We start from the raw sequence: 20,036 nt of genomic DNA, 5'->3' as shown, positions 1-20,036 counted from the left end.
GCGGTGTCGACGTCGCCTGGTGCAGACTGGTGCGGTGCTGTCCACCCCCGAACACACCGCCTGCGCGCCCCCGTCGACCCGGCCGACGCCTTCGCGGCGCTGTTCGCGACCGGCGACGCGGTCTGGCTGGACAGCGGCCCCGACGCGGAGACCGGCCGCAGCGTCATCGGCACGGGAACGCGTCTGGCGACGGCGTCCGTGGCCGAGGGGACCGTGACGGTGGACGGCCGGAGCGTCGGCGGCGGCATCCTGGAGGCGCTGCGCCAGGAGCCGACCGCAACGCACGGCCACCCGCTCGGCTGGATCGGCTGGCTCGGCTACGAGGCGGGCGCCGCCGCGCTCGGGGTGCCGTACGCCGCGGGGCCGGGGCTGGATGCGGCGTTCCTGTACGTGGACCGGCTCGTGGTGTTCGACCACGCGGACGGGTCGGCGACCGCGGTGGATGCGACGGCGGAGGGCGAATGGCTGCGGGAGGCGGTCGATGTGCTGGCCGGGGCGGAGGGTGCGGCGGCGCGGTATGCGGCCGCGCATCCGGTGGTGGACGACGCCGCCCCGACCTGGCGCCACTCGGCCCCCGCCTACCTCGCCATGATCGCCGCCTGCCAGGACGCCATCCGCGCCGGCGACGCCTACCAGCTCTGCCTCACCAACACCGCGACCGCCACCACGACCGCCGACCCGCTCGCCGTGCACCTCCGCCTGCGCCGCGACAGCCCTGCCCACCACGCCGGGTTCCTCCGGATCGCCGGAGAATCCTTGGTGAGCTCCTCGCCCGAGCAGTTCCTCCTCGTCACCCCCGACGGCCACGTCCGCACCAAGCCGATCAAGGGCACCCGCCCGCGCGGCGCGACCGTCGCCGAGGACCTCCGGCTGCGCGCCGAGCTGGAGGCGAGCGAGAAGGAGCAGGCCGAGAACGTCATGATCGTGGACCTCATGCGCAACGACCTCGGGCGCGTGTGCGAGGTCGGCAGCGTCGGCGTCCGGCACTTGCTGGAGGTCGAGAGCTACGCGCAGGTCCACCAGCTCGTCAGCACCGTCGAGGGAGGCTGCGCCCCGGCCTGACCGCGGTGGACGCGCTGGCCGCCGCCTTCCCGGCAGGGTCGATGACCGGCGCGCCCAAGCTGTCCGCGATGAGCATCCTCGCCGGGCTGGAGGACGGCCCGCGCGGGGTCTACTCCGGCTGTTTCGGCTCGCTCGCCGCGGACGGCTCCGCCGACGTCGCGATGGTGATCCGCAGCCTGCGGTTCCGCGACGGCGTGGTCACGATCGGCGCGGGCGGCGGGATCACCGCGCTCTCGGTCCCGGCCGAGGAGCTGGAGGAGGTCGCCGTCAAGGCCGCCGCCCTGTTCCGCGCCGCCGGCCTCCGCCCTCCGGGGAACGGACCGGACCCCTCCAACGTTTAGTAACCTGGAAGCTCGGGCCGCGCGCCCGATGCCTTCTCGTCGCGACGCCCGTCCGGGCCGCGGCGACATCCGAGAGAGAGTCCAGTGGCACACGAGCACGATGCAGCACCCGCACCGGTCCGCGAGGCCGGTGCGCACTACGACTTCACCGAGATCCAGAACAAGTGGCTCCCGGTCTGGGACGAGCTGAAGCCGTTCTCCACGGCCGACCCCGACGACAAGCGCCCGCGCAAGTACGTGCTCGACATGTTCCCCTACCCGTCCGGCGACCTGCACATGGGCCACGCCGAGGCGTACGCGCTGGGCGACGTCATCGCCCGGTACTGGCGGCACCAGGGCTTCAACGTCCTGCACCCGATCGGCTGGGACTCCTTCGGCCTGCCCGCCGAGAACGCCGCGATCAAGCGCGGCCTCGACCCGGCGGCTGGACGAACGACAACATCGCCCAGCAGAAGGCGTCGATGCGCCGCTACGCGCCCAGTTTCGACTGGGACCGCGTCCTGCAGACCAGCGACCCCGGCTACTACCGCTGGAACCAGTGGCTGTTCCTGAAGCTGCACGAGAAGGGCCTGGCCTACCGCAAGGCCTCCCAGGTCAACTGGTGCCCCTTCGACCAGACCGTGCTGGCGAACGAGCAGGTCGTCAACGGCCGCTGCGAGCGCTGCGACAACCTGGTCACGAAGAAGAAGCTGACCCAGTGGTACTTCCGCATCACCGACTACGCGGACCGCCTGCTGGACGACCTGAACCAGCTGGAGGGCGCCTGGCCGTCCAAGGTGCTGTCCATGCAGCGCAACTGGATCGGCCGCTCCACCGGCGCCGACGTGCAGTTCGCCATCGAGGGCCGCGACGAGCCGGTGACGGTCTACACGACCCGCCCCGACACACTGTACGGCGTGACCTTCATGGTCGTCGCGCCCGACTCCGACCTGGCCGCCGAGCTGGTCGCCGACGTGCGCCCGGAGGTCAAGGAGCGGTTCGACGAGTACCTGGAGGCCGTGCGCGGCACCACTGAGATGGACCGCCTGAGCACCGACCGCGAGAAGACCGGCGTCTTCCTGGAGCGGCACGCGGTCAACCCGCTGACCGGGGAGCGCATCCCGATCTGGGCGGCCGACTACGTGCTGAGCGACTACGGCCACGGCGCGATCATGGCCGTGCCCGCGCACGACCAGCGCGACCTGGACTTCGCGCGCGCCTTCGACCTGCCCGTGCGGGTCGTGGTGGACACGACGCAGCCGGTCACCGGCGCCATCCCGATCATCCACACCGACCCGGAGACCGGCGAGTCGATCCTGCCGGAGGACGCCCCGCTACAGAGTCCGGCCGAGACCGGCGTCGCGCTGACCGGAGAGGGCCGCCTGATCAACTCGGGCCCGTTCGACGGGCTGAGCAAGTCGAACGCGATCCGCCGCATCACCGAGGCTCTGCAGGGCTCCGGCCTGGGCGCGCCGGCGAAGAACTTCCGCCTGCGGGACTGGCTGATCTCGCGTCAGCGGTACTGGGGCACGCCCATCCCGATCATCCACTGCGAGGAGTGCGGCGAGGTGCCGGTGCCCGAGTCCGAGCTGCCGGTGCTGCTGCCGCCCGCCGAGGGCCTGGACCTGCAGCCCAAGGGCACCAGCCCGCTGGGCGGCGCGACCGACTGGGTCAACGTGGCCTGCCCGAACTGCGGCGGCCCGGCCAAGCGCGACACGGACACGATGGACACCTTCGTGGACAGCTCGTGGTACTTCCTGCGCTTCCTGAGCCCGAACGACGCCACCCAGGCGTTCGACCCCCGCGAGGCGGAGAAGTGGGCGCCGGTCGACCAGTATGTGGGAGGCGTGACGCACGCCATCCTGCACCTGCTGTACGCGCGGTTCATCACCAAGGTGCTGTTCGACCTGGGCTCGATCAGCTTCACCGAGCCGTTCACCGCGCTGCTGAACCAGGGCCTCGTGCTGATGGACGGCTCCGCGATGAGCAAGTCCCGGGGCAACCTGGTGAAGCTGGCGGAGCAGCTGGACGAGCACGGCGTCGACGCGGTGCGCCTGACCATGGCGTTCGCCGGTCCTCCGGAGGACGACATCGACTGGGCGGACGTCTCGCCGTCCGGCAGTGCGAAGTTCCTCGCGCGGGCCTGGCGCGTGGCGCACGACGTCACGAGCGCGCCCGATGTGGTCTGGAAGACCGGCGACCCGGCGCTGCGCCGCGTGACGCACCGCTTCCTGGCCGACGCCCCCGGACTGATCGAGGCGTTCAAGTTCAACGTCGTCGTCGCGCGCCTGATGGAGCTGGTCAACGCGACCCGCAAGGCGATCGACGGCTCCGCAGGCCCGGCCGACGCCGCGGTCCGCGAGGCCGCAGAGGTCACCGCGATGGCGCTGAACCTGTTCGCGCCGTACACGGCCGAGGACATGTGGTCGATCCTGGGCTACGAGCCGTCCGTCGCGCTGGTGCCGTGGCGCAAGCCCGACCCGACGCTGCTGATCGAGGAGTCGGTGACCGCCGTCTTCCAGGTCGACGGCAAGGTCCGCGACCGCGCCCAGGTGTCCCCGAAGATCGCGTCCGACGACCTGGAGGCGATGGCCCGCGGGTCGGAGGCCGTGGTCCGCTCGATCGGCGACCGCGAGATCGTGAACGTGATCGTGCGGGCGCCGCGACTGGTGAACATCGCGACGCGGGGCTGAGTCCCGGTCTTCTCGTTACGCAGCGGCGGTCCTCCACAGGAGGCCGCCGCTGCCGGTTATCCACTGATTCGTTGTTCGCCCGTCCGTGCGTCTGCGGCGTTCGTAGCGTGAGGGGATGCGACATCGGGACGAGGACACGGAACGAGCGCCGTCGCGCCGACTGAAGGTCGGGATCGGGGCGGCGACGGTGCTGCTGGTCGCCGCGTTCGTGGTGGCGGCGATCATCTCGGGGCTGAGCGGCGGGCGGGAGTTGCCGGTTGCGGCGGGCACATCTCCGGCGTCGTCTTCTCCTTCCGCGCCGATGTCCGCCGCCGCGGACGGCTCCTCAGCTGAACTCTTCGTGCACGTCTCCGGCGCCGTGAACAAGCCGGGCCTGATCCGGCTCGCCCCCGGCGCACGCGTGGTCGACGCGGTGGAGGCCGCGGGCGGCTTCGCGGACGGAGCCGACCCCGCCGGTCTGAACCTGGCCCGCCGTCTCCACGACGGCGAGCAGTTGCGCGCGCCGCTGGTCGGGGAGGCCGTCGTGGAGGGCCCCTCCTCCGACACGGCAGGCGGCCCCGCGACCGACGGCGCCCTGGTCGACCTGAACACGGCCTCCAGCGCCCAGCTGGAGTCCCTCCCACGGATCGGCCCCGCGATGGCCCAGCGCATCATCGACTGGCGAACGTCGAACGGCCGCTTCGCAGCAGTGACCGACCTCCTGAAGGTGACGGGCATCGGCCAGAAACTCTTCGACGGCCTCAAGGACAAGGTGACCGTCTGATGCCGGACGTACGGTTGGCGATCCCGGCGGCTGCGCTATGGGTGTGCTGCGGGGCGGGTGTGGGGGCTGCGGGAGCGATGCCGGGAGCGGCGGTGGTGGCCGGTGTGGGCGCGGTGGCGGCGCTGGTGGCCGGTCGCCTGAGTGGGACGGGACGCGCAGGCAGGCCGAGTCGTCACGCGCGCCGCGCGGTTGGTAGGCGGTCCCGCAGGTGTCACCCTTCACGCGGCTCACGCCGCCCATGGCCCGCCGTCGCCATCTCCCTGGCGGCCGTCGTACTCGGTGCGGCCTCCATCGCGGCACTCGCACCCGGCCGCACCGACCCGACGCTCGGAACCGCGTCCACCCACCACGGCACCGTCGACGTCGCCCTCCGCGTCGAGAGCGCCCCGAAGCGCGCGGCGCCCGGCCTGGACGGCGCAGACCGCTGGCGCCTGCGCGGCACCACCGTCGCCACCGCCACAACCCCGAGACACCCCGCCGCCGACCCCATTCACCCCGGCGTCCCCGTCTCCGTCCTCCTCCCCGGCACGCCCCACTCCGTCCGTGCCTTCACCCTCGGCACGATCATCGCCGGCAGCATGAGCGTCCGCCCGAACGACCTAGGGAGGCCACCACCTTCACCCTCCGCGCCACCGCCGCGCCGGACGTCCGCGAGCCCCCGCCGTGGTGGCTCGCCTGGCCGGCGCCGGTCCGCGCCGCCTTCGCCGCCGCGGCCTCCGAGACCCCCGGCGACGGCGGCGCACTCCTGCCCGGACTCGCCATCGGCGACGAGACGAACGTCGGCCCCGACCTCGACGACGCCATGAAGGTGAGCGCCCTCAGCCACCTCACCGCCGTCTCCGGAGACACAGATGGAATCCGAGGTGGGTTAGAGGACGTGACAAAACCTGACCAGTTACCAGTCTGCGAACGCGCTTTGCTTCGTCGATGAGCGATAATCGCGATCATCCAAAGGTATAAACGACTTCTGCCACCCGCGTCGCCTTCAAGTAGCTGTCGGCGCGGTGGCAGTCCCGTTGATCTACCTCAACCTCGAACTCATCGTCGACCTCTGGGAAGGTGCGCTTTAGGCTTCGCACAGCGGCGACTAAGTCACCCGAATGGGCCACGTTTACCCAGCGGCCTACGCCTGGAGGTCGGGTTCGACCTGCGACCGGCTGAGGATCTAGCCGGGGCAGGATGGCATTTGGCAGCGCCAGGGGCGAGCCGATCGTTATGAGGACATCGACGTGCAACTCGGGGATCGTTTGAAGTGTTTCCCAAGCCACGACGGATCCAAGCGAATGAGCGATCAGCACACGTGGGCTATGTGCGTTCAGCTCATCGGCCAGACGACCTCGAATATCACGCCGCAGCGCTTGGTCATTCAGGTACTGGCCGGCATCCTGTGCTCCAATTCTCATGAGTCGTTCGACGAGCCACTTCGGGACGTTGTCCAGTCGATCTGCAATCAGGGCTGCCACTTGGCCGATCCACTCTTCAACCGGCCCCTGGGCTTCGACCGCGACAGTATCTAGTGCCCAATCGGCTAGCAGAAGTGCTTCTTCGCTATTGAGTTGTTCCTCACCCTGGGGTGTTGGGTGTCGATGAAAGAGGTCCGCATAGTAGACGACCGGGAGTTCAATCGCGTCGGTCTCGTGTCCAAGTCTCTGAAGGGACTCGCGTAAGGCTGTTGTCCATGCCGAGGCGAGCGCAGACGGGGTGACGTCGTGCTGATTAATGCCGTGGATCCCGAGGATGTGTAGGCTGCTACTCATCAATGAGCCTAAGAGCTAGGAGATCTTGATCGTTCATGAGCGTAACCACGCGCGTGAGGCGATTGAACGCGACTGCGGTACAAGTACCGGTGGTGCGAAAGGAATCCACAACTCGTTCCCCTGTACCCGCATCGAGTAGATCGACGGCCCCATTGGCATCCACAGCGATAACGAGGGGTTGCGAACTCCCTGCTCTAATGATCGAGGTCTCAAATACACCGACCACCCGAGACTCGAGTTGTGTTTGCCATTTGAGTTCGCCATCTCGTTGAATCGCAGTCACCGTCCCGAGTTCGGTTCCGAGGAGGACGCAACTTGTCGCGTCGTTCAATGCCGTGACTGCGCCAGACTGCGATGCGGCGAACACGGAAACTTGCTTGGAGCCCATCACCCACTCGACCACTTCGCCTCCGCCGTGTCCGATCATCAAACCGTTGTAGATTGGGGCGAGAATCGTTCTCGACGGGTTAGCGTATCGGAGTGCGGCTGGCTCAGCTTCGCGTTCGCCAGTCTCAACGTTCCACATCGAGATCGCGCCGTCATCAAGAAGCCCTGCAACCGTCTTTCCAACGGAAACAAGCTGCCTAACTCGCTCGTCTGTGTACGACATCCAGCGGGGCGCCCACGCGTCTTGCCCGTTTCGCTGTACACGTTCCCAGCCGGACAGCTTGCAATCGAATTCGGCGATGATCATGCCGGAGGCGCTGTCCGCAACCGCACTGACGTCAGCTCGGTACTTACGCTGCGCGAGCCAGGAGAGCCGCCGGTTGGCGACGCGAAATGCTCCCGGTAGGAGCCGCGGCTGCAACGAATCAACGACGCGATCCTCTTCGTATTCGCGGCGCCGTTCGAACCAAGGTTTGAAGAGGCGGTCGCCGTCAAGGTCGGGTGTCTCGTCGTCGGGATCCTGCACCACACCGTCGACGACGAAATTGGTTATTGGGTGCTCCGCCAATAGTCCAAGGGTCTTCTGCCTACCGTTGATGCTCTCGAACGTCTGTAGGCCTTGGCGTCCGCCGGCTAAGACGTTCTGCTCATTAGCTGAGCTGGTCACTGACCGTAGTGTTCCGATGGAGGTCCTAGCCTCTGATCCGGCTGGTGTGCCCTTAAATAGATCCCATCGGGACGACGAACCCGACTCTCCGAAGGCCTCGATAGTCACCCCGTCCGAGAGTATGCGTACCGCCAGGATCGCAAACTGGTTGGCGAATATGGGCGTGCCAATTTGTATTTCATTCGTCAGATCCCACCGCCGTAGGCTTCCGTCGGAGTAGCCGCAGACAATCAGACGCTCGTCCCGGGAAAGCGCAATCGATGTCACTGGGCTTTGCGACGGGGACAGTTCGATCGTTTGTGCCAACGAGGGTGACCAACGGATGAGGGTTCGATCCTCGAATGCGACGAGGATATCGCCATCGCGGAACCGCTCAAGAGCAGTGACGCGACCGCGGTCTTTCAATACGAGCTCAGATACTTTTGTGAGTTCGCTCGGAGTGCCGGGCTCTTCATTGATCACCAGATCGTGTACCTGTACGACTCCGTTGTTCAGCCCGACAACGACGCCACCTGAATTGTCTACGTGAAGCACGTTGGGCGCGGTCAACAATTCAAGCATCGCGTGGGTTGAAGGCAACTTCTCGGTCTGTGAAACGACCTGTCCGTGAAAGCTTCCTGATGCAAACCAAGTGCCATCAGAGGACACCGCTACCGCGGTGACGCTAGCCCCGTGATCCCAAAGTGGGTGATCGAACTTATCGGCGTCTTCCCCCGCCCACACCAATCCGCTGAAAGTCCCAGCGATGCGGGGCGGGCCCTCTCGTGTGTACCCCCTGAATGTCACTCCGAGTCCATGGAGGAACGTGAAGGGCATGAGCGTAACTGGGTGGCGTTCATCGCTCCTCGCGTGTGGGTATATACGGGTCGTTCCCCAGGCTGGCCATAGCATGACGTCCCTGGTGGAGGCCTTCATGTGTTCGCCGAGAGCCTGGTCTTCCCAACGAACGGCCTGTATGGCAAGTTGCCTGGCACGCTCGGTCCGCGTTGCATCAGGACCGAATTTCGTTGAGGCAAAGAGCTCCCAGTTTGCGAATCCAGTCGCAATGATGGGCGGTGCAAAGCCCCTGGCAATAGATGGATTGCACGAGAGCATGAAGCCTGGCTGTTCCCAAAGCCACGAAACCACGCTCGTTCGCTCTAGGTGCTCTCGATTGTCGATGTCGACCGCATGTTCAACGATGTGCCTGAGGATGTATGGGCGTTGACGCTCCCAATTCGGGTGATCACCGCCCAAGAGCGTGAAGAAGGTCCGGAGGTCGAATAGGGACAAGTCACGTAGATGATCGACCAGCCCTTGATGGAAAAGTCGGTAGAGAACACTTCCGTCTGCGTCCGAGGACGTACGGAGGTAGAAGGATAGCGGCCCAGTCAAGAGATCGCGTGTGTGTGTCTCACTAATTCCTACGCTCTCGCCGGACGCAATTTCGAATAGTTTCGCGACAATAGCGAGCGGCGCACCACTTCCCTTAATGAGGGCGAGCACGCGAAGAAGACGTCGGAGGCTATCTGCATCCGTATGACGCGCAAGTTCGATCTCTAGCAGCTCACTGAGCAGCGTCGGTGCTTGACGAGCTCGAAGGGTTGCGGCGTCGATGCCCAAGCTGTCATCACCCGCAATGGCCGAGAGGAAGAGAGAAGCGGCGAGAAAGTGTCTGTCTACTTTGTTCCGCGCAGAGCGATCAACCTGTGCTGTAAGCCTCTCCGATAAAGCTTGAGCTACGGCTAGCTTGCCCTTGGATCCCCAGTCGTTGGAGCTCGCTGAAAGTCGAAGGACCGCGTAATCCTGGAGTTCGACGCGTAGACGATCAACGGGAACATCGTCGAGATCGACCGTTGTTCCCGATTGTGCGAATTGTTCAACTACAGGCAGTCCGGCGGCCCAGCGTCGCGTGCCGATTATGAGCCGAACGCTCGGAGACCCGTCAGGCCGAACCGAATCGATGAGAGGTCGAATCAAGCCGTCCAACAATTCGGATCCAGCAGTATTTGGACTGGCAGCGACGCTTGCTTCGTCAAGCGCATCAATTACTATCACCGGTGGTTCCGGCATTTGCTCGATTTGGGAGATCAACTCCTCTGGGCCATTCGAGGCAGGCAAGTAGAGCTGATCTCTCAGCGCATCGACGACTTCTGCCATCACGAGTTGTCGCGCGTGCACTGCGGCAAACGGGGAGATCACGCCAGGAAGCAGGTCTGACTGCGCCAACCAAAGACCTCGAGTGGACGTCGCGAGTGCAGCATGCGCATTGCAAACAAGCAGCGCTAGGAGCGCCGACTTTCCTGACCCCGGAGCGCCGGTGACGATCAGCAGATGCTCGTCAAGGTCGCCGCGGACGAAAGAGGCTAGCTTGACCAGTTCGGGTTTGCGGCCCGCAAACGCCCCGCGGTCGTCGTACTCATCTCCCTCATTGGCAGCCAGCCCTGCCGCGCGAGTGCGCCAATGCTGAGCATCGAAGGCGAGGGACTCCAAGAAGCTTCCAAGTTCCGGTGGAGCGTTCTTCCCGGCCATTTCAACGAACGCGGGATTTGAAAAGAACGGGAAGGATCCGGGATCGTCGCGCTCGACGGGTGTTACACGCAGAATCTGTTTCGGACCGGTCGTACTGAGCGCCTCAATCTCGACCCGCAGTTCACGCAGAAACTGCATGTAGGGAATATGGGGAAAATCCGGCGCTATGTCCAATGCGCCGGCACCGATGCGCTGACCAACGAGGCGGACTGCTTGTGTGAGACGGCCGTCATATGAGGCAGCCCCGTCGCTTGCTGCGCCGACTACCCATCGTCGCGTGATTCCGTCGACAGCACGGTGAATCAGTTGTTCAATGATCGCTGTACCAGCTGAACAACTATCAACAATGAAGAGTGTGGGCACTGATTGCAAGGGATCCTCGATGAGCATGATCTCTGACGGCTCGCGGGTCCAGGTGTTTAGTGGACTGCTGTGACGTCCATCAGAACCAACTAGGTGCAGGTCATTTTGCGAACTCGTGCCGTGGGCTATTACGTGAACGATGCGCGCACCCGCCGGAAGGTTCATGATCTCCAGGAGAGCATCATCGATCGCTTGGCCGGTCGGCGATTGCTTGGGCTTGACGGAGTAAGCAAACTCTCTCAATGTCGCTGCCAGCTCGGCACTACGTGCGTCAGCATACGAGAGCGGCCGATAACGCTTTTCCGGACCGCGATCCTCGGCTGACTCCACGTTGGACACGCTGATTGTGAGTGCATAACGCGATTCTGACCACACCATGCCGCGCTTCTCCAGCTTCGCTTTCGGGTGTGCTCACGATAGCGATGACACACGCAGATACGCCAGCGCTACATGGTCGTGACGAACGGTAGGTACGTCGGGGCAAGGAGCAAGCGACTGCCAGGCCGCCGCGGGCTGTCGCCATGCTTGAGCAGCGCGCACTTGAGGTCAGACCGCGTGCGCGGTGGCTAGCTCGGCCCGGTGCGTCGTTGCGCGTAGTGAGTGCATCTCGCGGCGCATCTCGAGCCCGGCGCCGGGCCGGACGCCGACTATCCCGAGGCTGATGTTCTGCTCGCCGTGGCGCGTGCGCACCTTGCCGATCAGGTCACCGACGCCGCAGTGGTCGTAGCTCGGCTGGAACACCGGCAGGACGGAGTGCGAGTTGGCGGGGGAGAGGCCGCTCAGCATGACGTCCGCGCGCGCGTACGTCACGCCCGGCCGTAGCTTCTCCCGTAGCGACATCACGAATTGCCAGGCCTGATGACGGCAGGGCTCCTAAGCGAGAGCGCCACTCGTCAGAACTCGGATCTCGATGGGACAAAGCCTCCAACTCCAAGAGTTGGTACCCCTCAGTCATCGATAGTTAATCGTCAACAGATTCGGCGAAGGCCAGGAGGCGAGGACTAGTGAAGCCATTCCAGCCGTTGTAGGCAAATGCTTCACTAATCGCGGTCCTATCCATCTGTCGGTAGACGGCAGCGAGTTCTTCGTCCGAACCGTCAAACAATGCAACGCGGGCAGCGACCTCATCCAGGAGCGTGAGGAAGGCCGGCTCTGCGCGAGCGGAGAAGTAGAAAGCGAAGTTGGTATACCCGCCAAGCTTGTCGTCGTCCCTGCCAGCGTTGGCAATTCCGCGGTAAACGTCGAACTGGACCAACGCGTTCGTAAGGTCCCGCGGTGCGCCGTCCCCGAGAAGTTCAAACAAGTGAGTAGTTGCGGGCTTGGCCGCCTCAATGAGCCCAATACGAGTGCCTTGCTCTTCCGTCAAAAGCTCGCCTCGTGCGACCATGACCTCTGCCTTCCCCAGCAGCGATTTCCAGTAGCCGTGATGCATACTGATTGGTGTGAGACGGGCCAAGGCGGCGAGGTAGTCCCATTGCTTCTCCTGAGTCAGGACTGCGCCGACAGCATAGACATGTATCAGCAGTTCCATATGTCCTAGGGGAAAGTGCATAGGCAAACTCGCGAAGTCTTCGTCAACTGCCTCGTACACCTCTCGGTACCCTTCGATGGCACGCGAGAAGGCCGTGTCCGCCGAATAGCGGGCTGAAAGCGCAGCAATGATGTCGAGGCGCTCGATCTGGTCACCCAGTTCAGTCGCGGCAGCCCTAGGGTCCTTCTCTGGCGCCTCCTCGGCGATGGAGACGGCTTGGCTGATCGTCTTCCGCAGAAGGAGATCGAGGCCAACTCGGTCGTCGCGCCGGATAAGCTCCGTTACTGTGGCCGCGAACGACTCGGATGGCATTTCGATGTTGACATTCACGTAGCCGCCGGCGTCGTACGCGGGAGTTGCCATGCGGATGGTCTCGAAGATGTCTCGTCGCCACTCCTCCTTGCGTGCAGCGATGACGCGCTCAAGGATTCCGCGAGCTTCGTGCTGATTCCACCGCATACTCGAGGTGCCTCGACGTACGAACACATCACCGGCGCGCCACACCGTGGCGCCTTCGTACTCACCGTCCTTGGACATGATGCGCATTCCGTCCCGGTTTGGTCCTACGCCGATCAGGAAAAAGGCGTCAGAACCGACCCGGTGGAGCGCAGCGCTGAAGTCGATGGGCTCGCCGAGCACTGCTGCTATCTGTGAGCGGATCCGTTGCTCGTCGAAGTCAGCTGACGGCTGGGAGCTGAACATGCCGCTGGGTGCCCCGTGAGCGTCAGCGCCCACGACGACATACCCGCCGTCCGATAGCGACTCCATCGCGGCGATGCCCTTACATAGTTCGATGCGATCTGATTTCTGACGGGGGTCCCACGTTGTCTTGTAGTCGAGGTCGTCGGACCCGGCGCCGCGCGCCAGCAGAGTGCGGAGGCGGTCTAGGTCGACGCTCAGAGGCATATCCGGAGAATACTGCGAGGGTGCCCAAGCGGGGCGGAAGACTCGTCGGACTATGCGGTCAGTTCGATTGCCCTACCTTGATGCATTCCGTCAGGGCGGCCGAAGATGCCGAATAGTTCTGATTCCTGCAATTATCGCGGGTTAAATCCCAGGCGCTTGAAGTGAGAAAGCTCCCTTGTGGACCGCCAACGTAGATTGTCATTCCGCCACGTAGATTGTCCGTTTTCACGATCGGGACGATCTATTTGGCCGCCGGCTTGACGCGCTAGATCAGGCGTGGCCCGTATTCCAGAGCCGTCAGGCCGTCTTCGTTTAGGCGGTAGCGCTGCCTACTCGGCAACCCTCTTCCGTGGCGGGTGCAGGATCCCCCGGATGTGCCGGGCGTATTCGTCGAAGTCGACCGGGTTGAACAGGCGCGCGATGAGGACCTGGACGAGGGCGCTTGCGATAAGGATGAAATACGCGGTCACCACCTCCGTGACGCCATGCTCAAGCGAACTGGCCGGCACCCCTTCGGGCAGCCGGAGCAGATAGATCGGATCAGTGGCACGGCTAGCGAAAACACTGTGGACGGCGATGACTCCCCAGAGGACGGCAACAGCCACGTCCGACGCGCGGCTTCGTGGCACCCGCGTCTTACGATTGTGGAGTAGAGGCTGGCGAGACCACCGTCGGCGTCAGCCCGAAGAGCCGCGCTGTGCTCCTCAAGGCCAGCAGCGTGTGGTGGTCGGTGCGGATTCCATCCAATGGTGCACATCCGCGGGAAGCGCGCTTACTGTGGCTTGGGGGAGTAGCTCCCGTGCGACCCCATCCGCAGCGCCAAGCGCGCGCCGCTCAGCCTCGTCGAGACCTGGCACCCAAGCGGCGGGCACTCGGGAGTGTTCTTGGAGCGCGCAACAAGCGTTCGAGGGCAGCTGGCAGCGTAGAAGCCATCCCCTCACTTCTACCGTGTGCCGCCGACGTTGCCGAATCGACTCTATTCGGCGCGTCACGCGTTGCCTGCGTGTCCTCCGAAGCGCCGACTTGAAACTCTGCGATTTGAGCAGCCAGGATCTGAAAGATGGCCGCTTATGGGTGGGATGGGCCATTTTGCATTCTTGGGAAGGTCAAAAGTGGGGGAAAGTTCCATAGGTCTGTGTTGGTGCGCGCCCGCTTGCCAACGAGACAGGCCACGATGCCTTCGCGACGGGCAGAGTGTGCAGTGGCGATCGCGTAGTCATCGATGAAGGCCGGCGATGGTGCCAAGATCCACGTTGCCATTGCATTGGAGATCGGAATTGCTAGGGACGCCCTTACGCTGGTCCTCGGTTCTACGTCCGGCATAGTAGTCAGTGCCGAAGCCTCAAGCTTGCGCGACATCGAACGCATTATCACCACGCAACGCGTTGATGTGCTGCTGCTCGACCTGCGGATGCCGGGCATGTGTGCCCCCGCGTACATCAAGCGCCTCCGAGAGCTCGCACCTTCCACACGCGTCATTGGCGTGGGCTGGAGTGCTATGGGTTCGCTGAGGCAGAAGGTTATGGAGTCCGGCGCGGTTACGGTGATATCCGCTGCGAGTGGACATGCGGAGTTACTGCGGTCAATCGCGGGCCGCAAGCAACAGATCGGTGCTGCCACCGCGAGCGCGGAGCCGGCTCGCACAGAGGTCCTGTCGGCCCGCGAACTTGATGTCGTGCAGCTGCTGGCGCTCGGGCTCACCAACCGAGAAATTGCCACCGAGCTTTTCATTGTGGAAGGGACCGTCAAACGGCACGTGAATAGCATCTTCCGCAAGCTGACGGCGAGGTCTCGAGTGGACGTGGTTCGACGTGCCGAGCGCCTCGGCTTACTGCAGCATCAGTGAGGGCACCAGCGTGAGCGGCATTTACCCTAGCGGGTGGAAAAGATTCATCATCTCGGATGATTTCCATTCGAAGCGCGCGCAATGGGTTGAGCCCGCCCATACTGTGTCATCCATGAGTCAACTTGTCGCGAGGGCGTTCCTCTTCCTCGAGCCGGCCATCGCCATCTTGTTCTTCGGCTACTGGTCAGTCACGCAGGCCGGTGCGCATCAGCTCGAGGTCGGAACCCGTTCCTCTACCGTGGTCTGGTACGCAGCGCTGCTTGCGGTCGCGTTCGTGATCGGCGCGTCGAGGTTGTTGCCGCGAGTAGCTGGCGTGACTCTGGTAATACTCTTGCTTTGTCAGCTTCTTGTGCCGCGTCTGCAGTTCAACGGCACCGATTGGCCGATCTACTTCGGGATCCTCGTCGCCGTATTCACCTTTGAGGCGCAGCTGCGCTCCCCTTGGAGGCGTCCAGGATTAGTCCTGACAATTCTGTCGGCTGCTCTCGTCGCTTGGCTGCTGGTGGCTGGCGCAACCGTTTCGCGCTATTGGCCCTCAAACCAGACCCACCTGCCCGGTGCATTCGGGTCGCCTGCGAACGTTGCAGCCGTCTTTGTCGCGGTAATCGGTCTTGCCTTGGGCGCATGGTTTCTCGGCGCCGGATCACGCGCCTGGCAGCAGAAGGTGCGTGGGGAGACGCTCCTGGCACAGGCCCGGCAGGATGTCGCGAGGGCAAATCGGGAACTCGACCTCGTGACCGAGAGGGAACGAATTGCCCAGGACGTGCACGACGTGATGGCTCATTCGTTGGCCGTCATCATCGCGCAAGCGGACGGAGCACGATTCCTCGTCGATCAACGTCCCGAAGCTGTGGCGAACTCTCTCGAACACATTGCGCATTCGGCTCGTCGTTCGCTCACTGAAGTGCGGATGCTCATCGAGTCACTTGTGGCGGAGCCCGACCGTCACCCTTCGCCGGGTCTTCAAGACGTGCCAGAACTCGTGTCGACACTGCGTTCGGTAAACCTGAATGTGCTCCTCACCGAGTTCGGACAGCCGTCAGAGCTATCGAAACTTCAGGAGATCGCGGTGTATCGAATCGTCCAGGAGAGCCTCACCAACGCCGTCAAGCACGCGGGCGCCAACGCTGAGGCGCGAGTCGTACTCGACTGGCGCAGCCCAGGCCTCGCGCTTTCGATTCATTCACATGGGGAGCAAGGAAATGTCCCGGTCCAAACCTTTGGGTCGGGTAGGGGGGTGACGGGTATGCAGGAGAGAGCTCGGGTGGCCGGCGGTTGGTTGAGTGCCGGAAGCGACGAGGAAGATGGATATCTCGTTACCTGCTACATCCCACCGCTGGCTCCTGCCGAGGTGGGGGTCACTGTATGACGATCCGAGTGGCAGTTGCGGATGATCAGGCGCTGTTTTGCTCCGGGGTGCAGATGCTAATTGAGTCTCAATCCGACCTGGAGTTTGCTGGCATCGCATCGAATGGCCTCGAAGCCGTGGATCTCGCGGGCACGGGGGGAGTCGACGTACTGCTTATGGACCTTCGGATGCCCGAAATGAATGGTGTGGATGCGACGCGAACCATTGTTGCCAGTTCTCAGCGGCCCAAAGTTATTGTCCTGACGACTTTCCATCGGGATCGCGCTGTAATCGACGCATTGCAGGCAGGCGCCGACGGCTTTCTGACAAAGGATGCAACGCCGGACTTTCTCCTCGCGTCGATTCGCGCAGTGCATAGCGGACAATCAGTGATTGCCCCCCTCGATACAGCCGATCTACTCCGGGGTGGCAACTCAGCAAAGCCAGCGCAGGACGCATCGATAGCTGTCCTTACAGCTCGCGAGAAGGAAGTGTTCCTGCTGGCTGCGCGTGGTCTGAGTAATGCCGAAATCGCCGAGTCAGCGTACATCAGCGAAGCGACGGTGAAGACACACGTGCGAAACGTGCTGACCAAGCTAGACCTCAGTTCCCGGGTCCAGCTCGTCGCCCACGCCTACGAGAACGGGCTACTCAAATGACCCTTTCAGATGCCCCCGCTGAGTCAAACGAGCGACGCCGAGCCCGTTGGGCTCGGAAGCGCCTGATCGTACCTGCTGTGCTACTGGCGGTCGTGGGATCTCTATCGACCGGTTGGGCTCTGGCGTCCGCTTTTGAATCGCCAGCGCAGCGCGAAGCGTCTGCGCGGCCCCCTGCACCTGCTCCAGTTACAAGCGAAGTAGTAAAGGGCACCCTCGAGGAAACCATCAGCACGAAGGCGACGGTGTCTCGGGATGTTTCGGAGAGCGTTGCTGTGCCAGCACCAGCTGCAATAGCGGTCGTAACGAAAAACACTCTCACACCGGGAACTGAGGCAAAGGCCGGATCGGTGCTCCTTGAGATCAACGGGCGACCGCTCTTTGCTATCCCGGGAACGTTTCCCTTCTACCGCGATCTCCAAGCTGGAATGACCGGACCGGATGTTATGCAGCTTCAGGTTGCGCTCAAGGCGGCCGGCTACAGCGTCACCGCGGACGGTGCATTGGGCGGTGGAACCATCGGAGCGCTTCAGAAGATGTACGCGGCAGCGGGTTATTCACCGGCGACCACCGCAGCGGCGGTCCCGCAGCAAGACCCGCCGACGGAGCAGACGGGTGCTGCAGGTGCGAGCACAACGACAGGACCCGCAGCCCCCACGCTGGTGTTCCCGCGATCCGAGCTGCTCGTCCTTAGCGCGACGCCGGCGTACATAGTGGACGTGCCACTGGTGGGCACGAACGTCGCCGCCAGCACCTCTCTCACGGTCGAGCACGGCGATGTCGTCGCGTCGGCAGATCTCGATAACTCAGTTGCGGCGCGGCTCAAGGTAGGGATGAGCGTGTCGTTGGATGCCGGCCAAGGCGGGCGAATCCAAGCAGTGATCCGGTCGATGGCGCCTACGGCTCCCACATCCGCACCAAGCTCGGATGCACAGGGAGCCCCGGCCTCGAGAGGCTCTTCTGAGTCATCGAGTGCGTCATCAGGACAAACGCACGTCCAAATCTCGGCAGCGGGGCCTGCGCCCGTTCCCACCCAGCTACTTCGACAGCAGGTCCTCGCCACCATCTCGGTGCATCTCGCGGCGGCGGACGCACTTATCGTCCCGACGATTGCGGTAGTGCCAGCTGGCAACGGAAACCCGCACATATTCAAGCGGCAGCCCGACGGCTCATTTCGTTCAATCGAAGTGCAAGAGATCGCCACCTTGAACGGCAAATCAGCAGTCACGCCTACTCAATCCGACCAGCTTTCAGTTGGCGACCTTGTCAAGGTGGGCTGATGCCGACCCTTGACGTCCAAGACGTGACCCGAACCTTCAACGGCGCCAATCGACAGACAGTGCTGCGCGGCGTATCGATGTCCATCGATCAGGGCGAGTTTGTCGCTATCGAAGGGCCCTCGGGCGGTGGCAAATCAACGCTGCTCAACATCATCGGATCTCTCGACACACCAACAACGGGCACCTACTTGATCGGCCGGACCGACGTCCAAAAGCTCTCTGACAGAGCGATATCTAAACTTCGCTCGGACACGTTCGCTTTCGTTTTTCAGAGTTTCCACCTCTTGGATCGTCGCGCAGCCATCCATAGCGTCGAGCTGGGCCTTACCTATCGCGGAGTCAAGCCGAAAGAACGACGTCAGCGTGCCCTTGAAGCCATGGATGCGCTTGGCATTAGGCACCTGGCTGATACGCGAAGCAGCAAGCTTTCTGGAGGCGAACGGCAACGAGTGGCCCTTGCTCGGGCGCTGGCTTGTGAAGCTCCCGTTATTGTGGCAGACGAGCCCACGGGCAGTCTCGACTCTGTAAATGCCGCCGCCGTGGTCGATGCGCTGGAGCGGTTGAACAGCCGAGGTACGACTGTTGTACTTGTCACTCATTCGGCGGAAGTCGCGGCTGCTGCCCGCAAACGAATCAGGATGTCGGACGGACGCACCACAGAGATCGCGACATCCGATTTGCCCGATAACGCCGTTCAAAACGTTGCCGACATGCCAGGCACGGCGTCGACGTTGCGTCTTCACGACGTCCTGGCAGACGCAACGGCAAACATCGCGGCCAGGCTGGGGAAGACTAGTGGCTTGGTCGCGGCGGTCGCACTGGCCGTTGCTCTCACAGTCGGAAGCTTGGGAATTTCGGGATCGGCAAGTGCCCAGGTCTCTGAGCGATTTGATTCACACTCTAACCGCGATGTGACGGTGGAATGGAAACCCGGCCTTCTCGATGATCAGCCGGCAGACATGCAGGTGAGTGCGTCCAGGCGTCTGGGCGAACTTCGAGGGGTAACCAGCGCGGCGATCGTATCGAGCCACGGTCAGACGGATGTGCAGGCTGGACCTGGGAGACCCTCTTATCAAGTGAACGCTTTCACGGGGACCAGTGAGGGGTGGCAGCCGCCCGCTTGTCGACCCGCTGGGCCAGCGGTTTGCAACACACTGTAGGTAAAGGACAAGCGCTCATTGGGGCGACGCTTGCACAGCAGTTGGACCTTGCGTCGATTGATCTCTCGCCCGTCGTCTTGATCAATAAGCAGCCATTTCGCGTCGTCGGTCTCGTCGATCAGTCGCCGAGGCTCGATGAGCTTGCCGGGGGCGTGTACCTCTCTGCCGCTGATGATTCGTTGCTGCAAATTCCAAACAGGATCCGAGCGTTGGTTGTTACCCGCGCGGGTGCCGCCCAACAGGTTGCCAAGCAAGCGCCACTAGTGATCAATCCCTTCGATCCGAAGAGCCTCAAGGTCAGCGCGCCGTCTGATCCGCGCACGTTGCGCGCCGAAATTGAAGGGACAGTGAGCTCGACGCTTCTCGGCCTGACCGCACTCGCGTTGATTGCTGCAATCGCTGGACTTGCAAACGCCATGATTTTGGCGGTCGTTGAACGTCGGCAAGAGTTTGGCCTTAGGCGTGCAATTGGTGCTCAGCGAAAGCACGTGTTCGCCCTCGTCATCAGCGAGTCTTCGTATATCGGGCTACTCGGCGGTGTGTTCGGATTGGTGCTCGGATTGGGGGGCATCCTCACTGTCACAATCGCGCAGCATTGGATTCCGGTCTTCGACATGAGGCTTGCCCCGATTGCGCTTGTTGGAGGGATAGCGGTGGGTGCAGCGAGTGGGGCAGCGGCAGCGTTCAAGGCGGCTCGGATTCAACCTAGCGAGGCGCTTCGACTCTAAAGAACTTCACAACCTTGGGTACATTTTCACACCTGTTTTACTCCGAAATCATAGGAAG

General features: G+C 63.3%; 12 protein-coding genes and 2 pseudogenes. 9 read left to right on the top strand and 5 right to left on the bottom strand.

Annotated features, from left to right (window positions below):
* Positions 1-588 precede the first annotated feature (588 nt).
* The 3 genes and pseudogenes from ACQ86L_RS02625 to ACQ86L_RS02615 all read left to right on the top strand — a co-directional run bounded on the left by ACQ86L_RS02625 (position 589) and on the right by ACQ86L_RS02615 (position 4,838).
* Positions 589-1,403: pseudogene (locus ACQ86L_RS02625) on the top strand (anthranilate synthase component I family protein).
* 84 nt (positions 1,404-1,487) lie between these two features.
* Positions 1,488-4,075, top strand: a pseudogene (gene leuS / locus ACQ86L_RS02620) (leucine--tRNA ligase).
* Positions 4,076-4,190: 115 nt separating this feature from the next.
* Positions 4,191-4,838: a helix-hairpin-helix domain-containing protein gene (locus ACQ86L_RS02615; RefSeq protein ID WP_434317569.1), complete on the top strand. Its 648-nt coding sequence runs from the start codon at positions 4,191-4,193 to the stop codon at positions 4,836-4,838.
* 944 nt (positions 4,839-5,782) lie between these two features.
* Here the strand turns inward: ACQ86L_RS02615 and ACQ86L_RS02610 are convergent.
* From ACQ86L_RS02610 to ACQ86L_RS02590, 5 genes are all read right to left on the bottom strand, one after another.
* On the bottom strand, positions 5,783-6,595 hold the full coding sequence (locus ACQ86L_RS02610; RefSeq protein ID WP_434317568.1) for a hypothetical protein: 813 nt from the start codon (positions 6,593-6,595) through the stop codon (positions 5,783-5,785).
* Positions 6,588-10,901, bottom strand: a complete 4,314-nt coding sequence (locus tag ACQ86L_RS02605; RefSeq protein ID WP_434317567.1) for a caspase family protein — start codon at positions 10,899-10,901, stop codon at positions 6,588-6,590. The genes ACQ86L_RS02610 and ACQ86L_RS02605 overlap by 8 nt, the downstream gene beginning before the upstream one ends.
* Positions 10,902-11,069: 168 nt before the next feature.
* Positions 11,070-11,333 (bottom strand): hypothetical protein, encoded by a 264-nt coding sequence (locus tag ACQ86L_RS02600; RefSeq protein ID WP_434317566.1) that lies wholly within the window; start codon positions 11,331-11,333, stop codon positions 11,070-11,072.
* A gap of 151 nt (positions 11,334-11,484) precedes the next feature.
* Positions 11,485-12,960 (bottom strand): ATP-binding protein, encoded by a 1,476-nt coding sequence (locus ACQ86L_RS02595; RefSeq protein WP_434317565.1) that lies wholly within the window; start codon positions 12,958-12,960, stop codon positions 11,485-11,487.
* A 329-nt stretch (positions 12,961-13,289) separates the two neighbouring features.
* A complete protein-coding gene (locus ACQ86L_RS02590; protein WP_434317564.1) occupies positions 13,290-13,565 on the bottom strand; it encodes a hypothetical protein in 276 nt (91 codons plus the stop codon).
* 617 nt (positions 13,566-14,182) lie between these two features.
* Here ACQ86L_RS02590 and ACQ86L_RS02585 point away from each other — a divergent pair.
* The 6 genes from ACQ86L_RS02585 to ACQ86L_RS02560 all read left to right on the top strand — a co-directional run bounded on the left by ACQ86L_RS02585 (position 14,183) and on the right by ACQ86L_RS02560 (position 19,978).
* Positions 14,183-14,806 carry a LuxR C-terminal-related transcriptional regulator gene (locus ACQ86L_RS02585; RefSeq protein ID WP_434317563.1) on the top strand — a complete coding sequence of 208 codons (624 nt, stop codon included), beginning with the start codon at positions 14,183-14,185 and terminating at the stop codon, positions 14,804-14,806.
* 112 nt (positions 14,807-14,918) lie between these two features.
* On the top strand, positions 14,919-16,175 hold the full coding sequence (locus ACQ86L_RS02580) for a sensor histidine kinase (RefSeq protein WP_434317562.1): 1,257 nt from the start codon (positions 14,919-14,921) through the stop codon (positions 16,173-16,175).
* On the top strand, positions 16,172-16,813 hold the full coding sequence (locus ACQ86L_RS02575) for a response regulator (RefSeq protein ID WP_434317561.1): 642 nt from the start codon (positions 16,172-16,174) through the stop codon (positions 16,811-16,813). Before ACQ86L_RS02580 ends, ACQ86L_RS02575 begins: the two co-directional genes overlap by 4 nt.
* A gap of 347 nt (positions 16,814-17,160) precedes the next feature.
* A complete protein-coding gene (locus ACQ86L_RS02570) occupies positions 17,161-18,090 on the top strand; it encodes a hypothetical protein (RefSeq protein ID WP_434317560.1) in 930 nt (309 codons plus the stop codon).
* Positions 18,090-19,250: an ABC transporter ATP-binding protein gene (locus ACQ86L_RS02565; protein WP_434317559.1), complete on the top strand. Its 1,161-nt coding sequence runs from the start codon at positions 18,090-18,092 to the stop codon at positions 19,248-19,250. The genes ACQ86L_RS02570 and ACQ86L_RS02565 overlap by 1 nt, the downstream gene beginning before the upstream one ends.
* Entirely contained in the window at positions 19,196-19,978 is a 783-nt protein-coding gene (locus tag ACQ86L_RS02560) for an FtsX-like permease family protein (protein ID WP_434317558.1), read from the top strand. Before ACQ86L_RS02565 ends, ACQ86L_RS02560 begins: the two co-directional genes overlap by 55 nt.
* Positions 19,979-20,036 lie beyond the last annotated feature (58 nt).

The sequence above is a fragment of the Leifsonia sp. P73 genome (assembly GCF_051059105.1).
Lineage (GTDB): Bacteria > Actinomycetota > Actinomycetes > Actinomycetales > Microbacteriaceae > Leifsonia.
This window is presented reverse-complemented; position numbering and strand designations above follow the sequence as displayed.